Consider the following 5,276-nt stretch of genomic DNA (forward strand, 5'->3'; position numbering starts at 1 on the left):
GCTGGCAATCTCCCAGCCGGCAATGATCAGCGCCGGCAGCAGCCAGCCGATGGCGTTGCTATGCAGGCGCGTGGAAAAGCTCATGACGAAGCCTGCAGGCGGTTGGCGCCATGGAAGCCGACCGAGAATTCGTTGGCGATGTTCTCATGCGCCCGCTGCCGCCTGGTGCCGAGCCCGAGCTTCGGAAACAGAAGCTCGGCGACGCGGTAGGCCTCCTCGAGATGCGGATAGCCCGAGCCGATGATGGTATCGATGCCGATCGCCTGGTATTCGCGGATGCGCCCGGCGATCTGTTCCGGCGTGCCGACCAGCGCCGTGCCGGCGCCGCCGCGCACCAGCCCGACGCCGGCCCACAGATTGGGCGACACCACCAGCCTGTCACGGCGGCCGCCATGCAGCTCCGACATGCGGCGCTGGCCGACCGAATCCATCTGGTTGAGGAAGCGCGCCTGCGCGTTTTCGATCTGGGCGTCGGTGACATGGCTGATCAGCCGGTCGGCGGCGCGCCAGGCTTCGTCCTCGGTCTCGCGCACGATGAAATGCAGCCGGATGCCGAAGCGCAGTTTTCTGCCGCGCCGCGCCGCCTTTGCGCGCGCCGCGGCCAGCTTCTCGGCGACCTGCGCCGGCGGTTCGCCCCAGGTCAGATACATGTCGACGAGGTCCGCGGCGAGGTCCTGGCCGGCATCCGACGATCCGCCGAAATAGAGCGGCGGCCGTTCCTGGTGCGGCAGAAGGTCGAGGCGGCCATTTTCGACGCGGTAATATTTGCCGTTGAAATTGACCCGCTCGCCGGACACCAGGCCGCGCCAGATGGTCAGGAATTCATGCGCCTGGGCATAGCGCTCGTTATGCGGCAGGAAGACGCCGTCGCCGGCGAGCTCGGTCGGGTTGCCGCCGACCACGACATTGAGCAGCAGGCGGCCATTGCTCAAGCGATCGAGGGCGGCGGTCTGGCGTGCGGCGAAAGTCGGCAGCGTCACGCCCGGCCGCAGCGCGACCAGGAACTTCAGTTTTTCGGTGAGTGTCGCGAGGCCCGTCGCGGTGATCCAGGAATCCTCGCAATTCTGGCCGGTCGGCAACAGCACGCCGGGAAAGCCGAGCCGGTCGACCGCCTGCGCGATCTCCTTGAAGTAGCCGAATTCGGGCGGCCGCTGCTGCTCCTCGGAACCGAGATAGGAGCCGTCGCCATGCGTCGGGATGAACCAGAAGAAATCGAGCGGTGCGGTGCTGGCAGGCGCGGTCATGTCTGGCACAGTCACGGGCGGATCTCCTGGAGATATGGGTGCGAACGCAAATGGCGCCGGGCGTTCTCATCCGGCGCCGTCAGGGGACAAGTCAGTTGCCGGGTGCCGTCCACACCGCGTCGGAGATGCGGACCGCGTTCGGGATCAGCCCGAGCTTGAAGAAGCGGTCTGCGGTCGCCTGCTGGCCGGCGATGATCTCGTCGGTGATCGGGAAGACGCCGAATTTGGTGCGGTTGGCGGCGATGATCTGCGCGTCGAGCGGCACGCCGGTCACCTCATGCAGCGCCGCGGCCACCTTGTCGCGGTTCTGGTCGGCCCATTTCGCCGCCTCGCCCAAGGCTGATATCGTTGTGGTGACGGTTTCGGGATGCGCCTTGGCGAAGTCCTTGTTGGCGAGGAAATAGGTGTTGACCTTCAGCACCTCGCTGGAGCGGGCCAGCACACGCGGCTGGTAGCGGGTTTCGGCGATGGCGAAGAACGGATCCCAGACGGTCCAGGCATCGATCTGGTCGCTGGCAAAGGCTGCGGCCGCATCCGCCGGGCTGAGATAGACCGGCGTGATCTGGTCGAACGGGATGCCGGCCTTCTCCAGCGCGGCGACGAGCAGATTGTGCGCGCTGGTGCCCTTGCCGACACCGACGCGCTTGCCCTTGAGATCGGCGACCGACTGGATCGGCGACGCCGGCTTGACGAAGATCGCCTCGCCCTCGCCATTCGACGGCAGCGCTGCGGCATAGACGATGTTGGCACCGGCCGACTGGCCGAAGATCGGCGGCGCGTCGCCGGTCCAGCCGACATCGATGGCGCCGACATTGAGCGCCTCGACCAGCGGCGGACCGGCGGTGAACTCGACCCACTTGACCGTCACGCCCTTGTCTTCAAGTGCCTTCTCGATCACCTGCTGCTGCCTGGCGATCACCGGCAGGCCGGTCTTCTGATAGCCGATGCTGAACTGCTTCAGCTCCTGCGCCGTGGCGCCGGACGACACGGCAACCGTCGCCGCCAGCAGGCCGATGCCGAAAACACGTCTCGTTAGATTGAACATTGATCCCTCTCCTTCGCTGCGGATCGGCGCCGGAAATGGCCTCGCCGGTTGGAAGATGGATGAGGCTAGGTAATTCTATAAATTTAGTAGAGGAATGATTTTGCGAGTTAGAGGGGAGAATGGGAATTATCTTCTTTGGCTACCTGGAATTCGTCATCCTGGGGTCTGCGCTGCGTCGCTTCGCCCTTGCTCGCCCTAGGATGACGAAGACGCGGGGGCTAGTGCCAATCGCCAATCCCCTCACTGCGACCAGTACTGCCAGGCCCAGTAAAAACTCTCGTCGCGTGGCGGCAGGCGGTCGCGCTCGGCGTCCCAGCGGACCGGCGTTGGCGATTTCGGTTGCTGTTCAAGCGGCTGGCTTTCCCTGGTCCAGGCGAGAAGCCAATTGCCGGCTTGGGCGAACAGCACGGCGGTGGAATGGGTCATCGTCATTCTCTCCTGCTCTTCTGATTCCCAATCATTCGCGTCCCGCCCACGGGACGAGCACGCGCTCGATCCTGCGGAGGGTGAATTCCAGCACGAAGGCAATGGCCGCGATCACCAATATGCCCATCACCACCACGTCGGTGACGAGGAACTGGGCGGCCGATTGGATCATGAAACCAAGCCCGCGCGTCGCCGCCACCAGTTCGGCGGCGACCAGCGTCGACCAGCCGGCGCCGAGCGCGATGCGCAGGCCGGTCAGGATCGACGGCAGCGCGCTGGGCAGGATGACATGGCGGACCACTTGGCGCTGAGTAGCGCCCAGTGAGCGCGCCGCATTGATGCGTTCCTGCGAAACGCCGCGAACGCCGGACGCGGTCGACAATGCCACCGGCGCCAGCATGGAAATAGTGATCACCAGGATCTTCGACGGTTCGCCGATGCCGAACCAGATGATGACCAGCGGCAGGTAGGCGAGCGGCGGGATCGGCCGCAGGAACTCCAGCAGCGGATCGAAGATGCCGCGCCCGATCGTGCTGATGCCGATGGCGAGCCCAACCGGCACGCCGACGAGGATGGCGGCGACCAGCGCGGCGAAAACCCGGCCCAGGCTGGCGACGGCATGCTGCAGCAGCGTCGCATCGACGAAGCCGTCGCGGGCGACGGTGATGAACTTGTTCCACACCGCAACCGGCGAGGGCAGGAACACTGGCGACACCAGTTGCAGGCGGGCCGACAGCGCCCACAGCGCCAGCACCACCAGGATGGTCACCACGCTGACCGCGCGCGCGGAAACGCCTTTGCGTTTCGGGCTGGACCGCGACCACGGCACCGACAGGCCGTCGGCCTCGTCGACCTTGTGTCCCGGCCGCTCGGTGTAGGAGGTAACGGTCATGCCGCCTCTCCTTCGAAGATCGCGTCGGTTAGTTCGCCGCGCGCCGCGGCGAAGGCCGGGTCGGCCTTGATGGTGCGGATGGCCTCGCCCGATGCGTAGCGCCTGGAGAAGCCCGGTTCGAAAGTTTGCACCACGCGGCCCGGGCCAGGCGCCAGCACGACGATGCGGGTGGCCAGCACCAGCGCCTCCTCGATGCCATGCGTCACCATCAGCACGCCGACATCGCTTGCCGTCCACAGATCGAGCAGCGTCGTCTGCATGCGCTCGCGCGTCAGCGCATCGAGCGCGCCGAGCGGTTCGTCGAGCAGCAGGAATTCGGGTTCGGCGGCGAGCGCCCGGGCCAGGCCGACACGCTGGCGCATACCGCCGGAAAGCTCCCAGATGCACTTGTCGCCGGCGTCGGCGAGCTTCACCAGCGCCAGCAGCTCATCGGCGCGCCGCGCCCGCTCGGCCGGAGCGACACCGCGCAGCCTGAGCGCGAAGGCAACGTTTTCGCGCGCCGTCAGCCATGGGAACAAAGCATCGTTCTGGAACACCACCGCCCGGTCCGAGCCAGGTGCTGTGATCGGCTTGCCGTTGATTGAAGCCGTACCGCGCGCCGGCGCGACAAGGCCGGCGGCGACGTTGAGCAGCGAGGTCTTGCCGCAGCCGGAACGGCCGACCAGCACGACGAAATCGCCCTTGGCGACATCGATCGACACCCGCTCGACCGCAGGCGCTGCCTGGCCGTCATAGTGGATCGAGACCTTGTCCAGTACGAGATGCGGGTCGAGCACGAGATGCGGCATGGATGCCTCGCGGTTCGTTGAAATCCGACTGCCCCGGCCCTCGTCAGCGGTTCCGGGGCAGTCAGCACGCGGCGTTAGGGAAAAAGATCCGCGCGCGTTCAGAGCAATTCCAGGAAAAGCGTGAAGCGGTTTTCCGTCCGGAATTGCGTTAAGCGAGTACTAGTTCGAGGCGAGCGCCTCGGTGACGTATTTCGACGATACGTATTTCGAATAGTCGGGAAGCACGGCGTCGATCTTGCCTTGCTCCTTGAGGAAGGTGGATGTCGCTTCGACCGCCTTGACCGTGCCGCCGCCGAGGAATTTGTCGGAGGCCTGCTCTTCCAGCGTCGGGAAGACATAGCCCTTGAGCAGCTGCGGCACTTCTTCCAGCTTGGCGCCGGTGAGTTTGGCGATCGCGGCCGCCTGCGGCGACGATACCGACCAGGCTTCGGGCTTGGCGAGGAACTCGGCATATGCCGCGCCCGTCACCTTGACGAAGTCGCGCACCGCTTCCGGGTTCTTTTCGGCGAAGTCGGTGCGCACGATCCAGGCGTCGAAGGTCGGCGCGCCCCAGGCGGCGACCTGCGAGGAATCCACCACCACCTTGCCCGTCGTCTTGATCTGGCCGAGCGCCGGATCCCAGACATAAGCGGCGTCGATGTCGCCGCGCGAGAAGGCGGCGGCGATTTCCGGAGGCCGGAGATTGAGGATCTCGACCGACTTCGGATCGACGCCCTCATGCTTCAGTGCTGCGAGCAGGCTGTAATGCGTCGTCGAGACGAACGGCACGGCGACCTTCTTGCCGGCGAGATCGGCGATTTTCTCGATGCCGGCGCCGTTGCGTGCCACCAGCGCCTCGGATTCGCCGATCAGGCCGACGATGAAGATGGTCTGGATCGGCA

At 65.8% G+C, this 5,276-nt stretch carries 6 protein-coding genes; all 6 read right to left on the bottom strand.

The genetic code is table 11. The annotated features are described in order from the left end of the window. Window positions 1-80: 80 nt before the first annotated feature. Complete coding sequence (gene ssuD, locus EN884_RS24680) at window positions 81-1,244, bottom strand: FMNH2-dependent alkanesulfonate monooxygenase (RefSeq protein WP_063169610.1); 1,164 nt, start codon at window positions 1,242-1,244, stop codon at window positions 81-83. Between the two features lie 91 nt (window positions 1,245-1,335). Then, window positions 1,336-2,289, bottom strand: coding sequence for a sulfonate ABC transporter substrate-binding protein (locus tag EN884_RS24685; protein ID WP_127224153.1), 954 nt, complete (start codon window positions 2,287-2,289; stop codon window positions 1,336-1,338). A 240-nt stretch (window positions 2,290-2,529) separates the two neighbouring features. Further along, window positions 2,530-2,715 (bottom strand): hypothetical protein, encoded by a 186-nt coding sequence (locus tag EN884_RS24690; RefSeq protein WP_013528709.1) that lies wholly within the window; start codon window positions 2,713-2,715, stop codon window positions 2,530-2,532. Between the two features lie 31 nt (window positions 2,716-2,746). After that, window positions 2,747-3,607 carry an ABC transporter permease subunit gene (locus EN884_RS24695; protein ID WP_063169611.1) on the bottom strand — a complete coding sequence of 287 codons (861 nt, stop codon included), beginning with the start codon at window positions 3,605-3,607 and terminating at the stop codon, window positions 2,747-2,749. Next, entirely contained in the window at window positions 3,604-4,395 is a 792-nt protein-coding gene (locus tag EN884_RS24700; protein WP_013528707.1) for a taurine ABC transporter ATP-binding protein, read from the bottom strand. The genes EN884_RS24695 and EN884_RS24700 overlap by 4 nt, the downstream gene beginning before the upstream one ends. A 159-nt stretch (window positions 4,396-4,554) precedes the next feature. Next, window positions 4,555-5,276 (bottom strand): taurine ABC transporter substrate-binding protein (gene tauA, locus EN884_RS24705; protein ID WP_128360781.1); only part of this gene is annotated, 722 nt, incomplete at its 5' end.

The organism is Mesorhizobium sp. M7A.F.Ca.AU.001.01.1.1, assembly GCF_004022735.1.
In the GTDB taxonomy this organism is placed as follows: domain Bacteria; phylum Pseudomonadota; class Alphaproteobacteria; order Rhizobiales; family Rhizobiaceae; genus Mesorhizobium; species Mesorhizobium ciceri.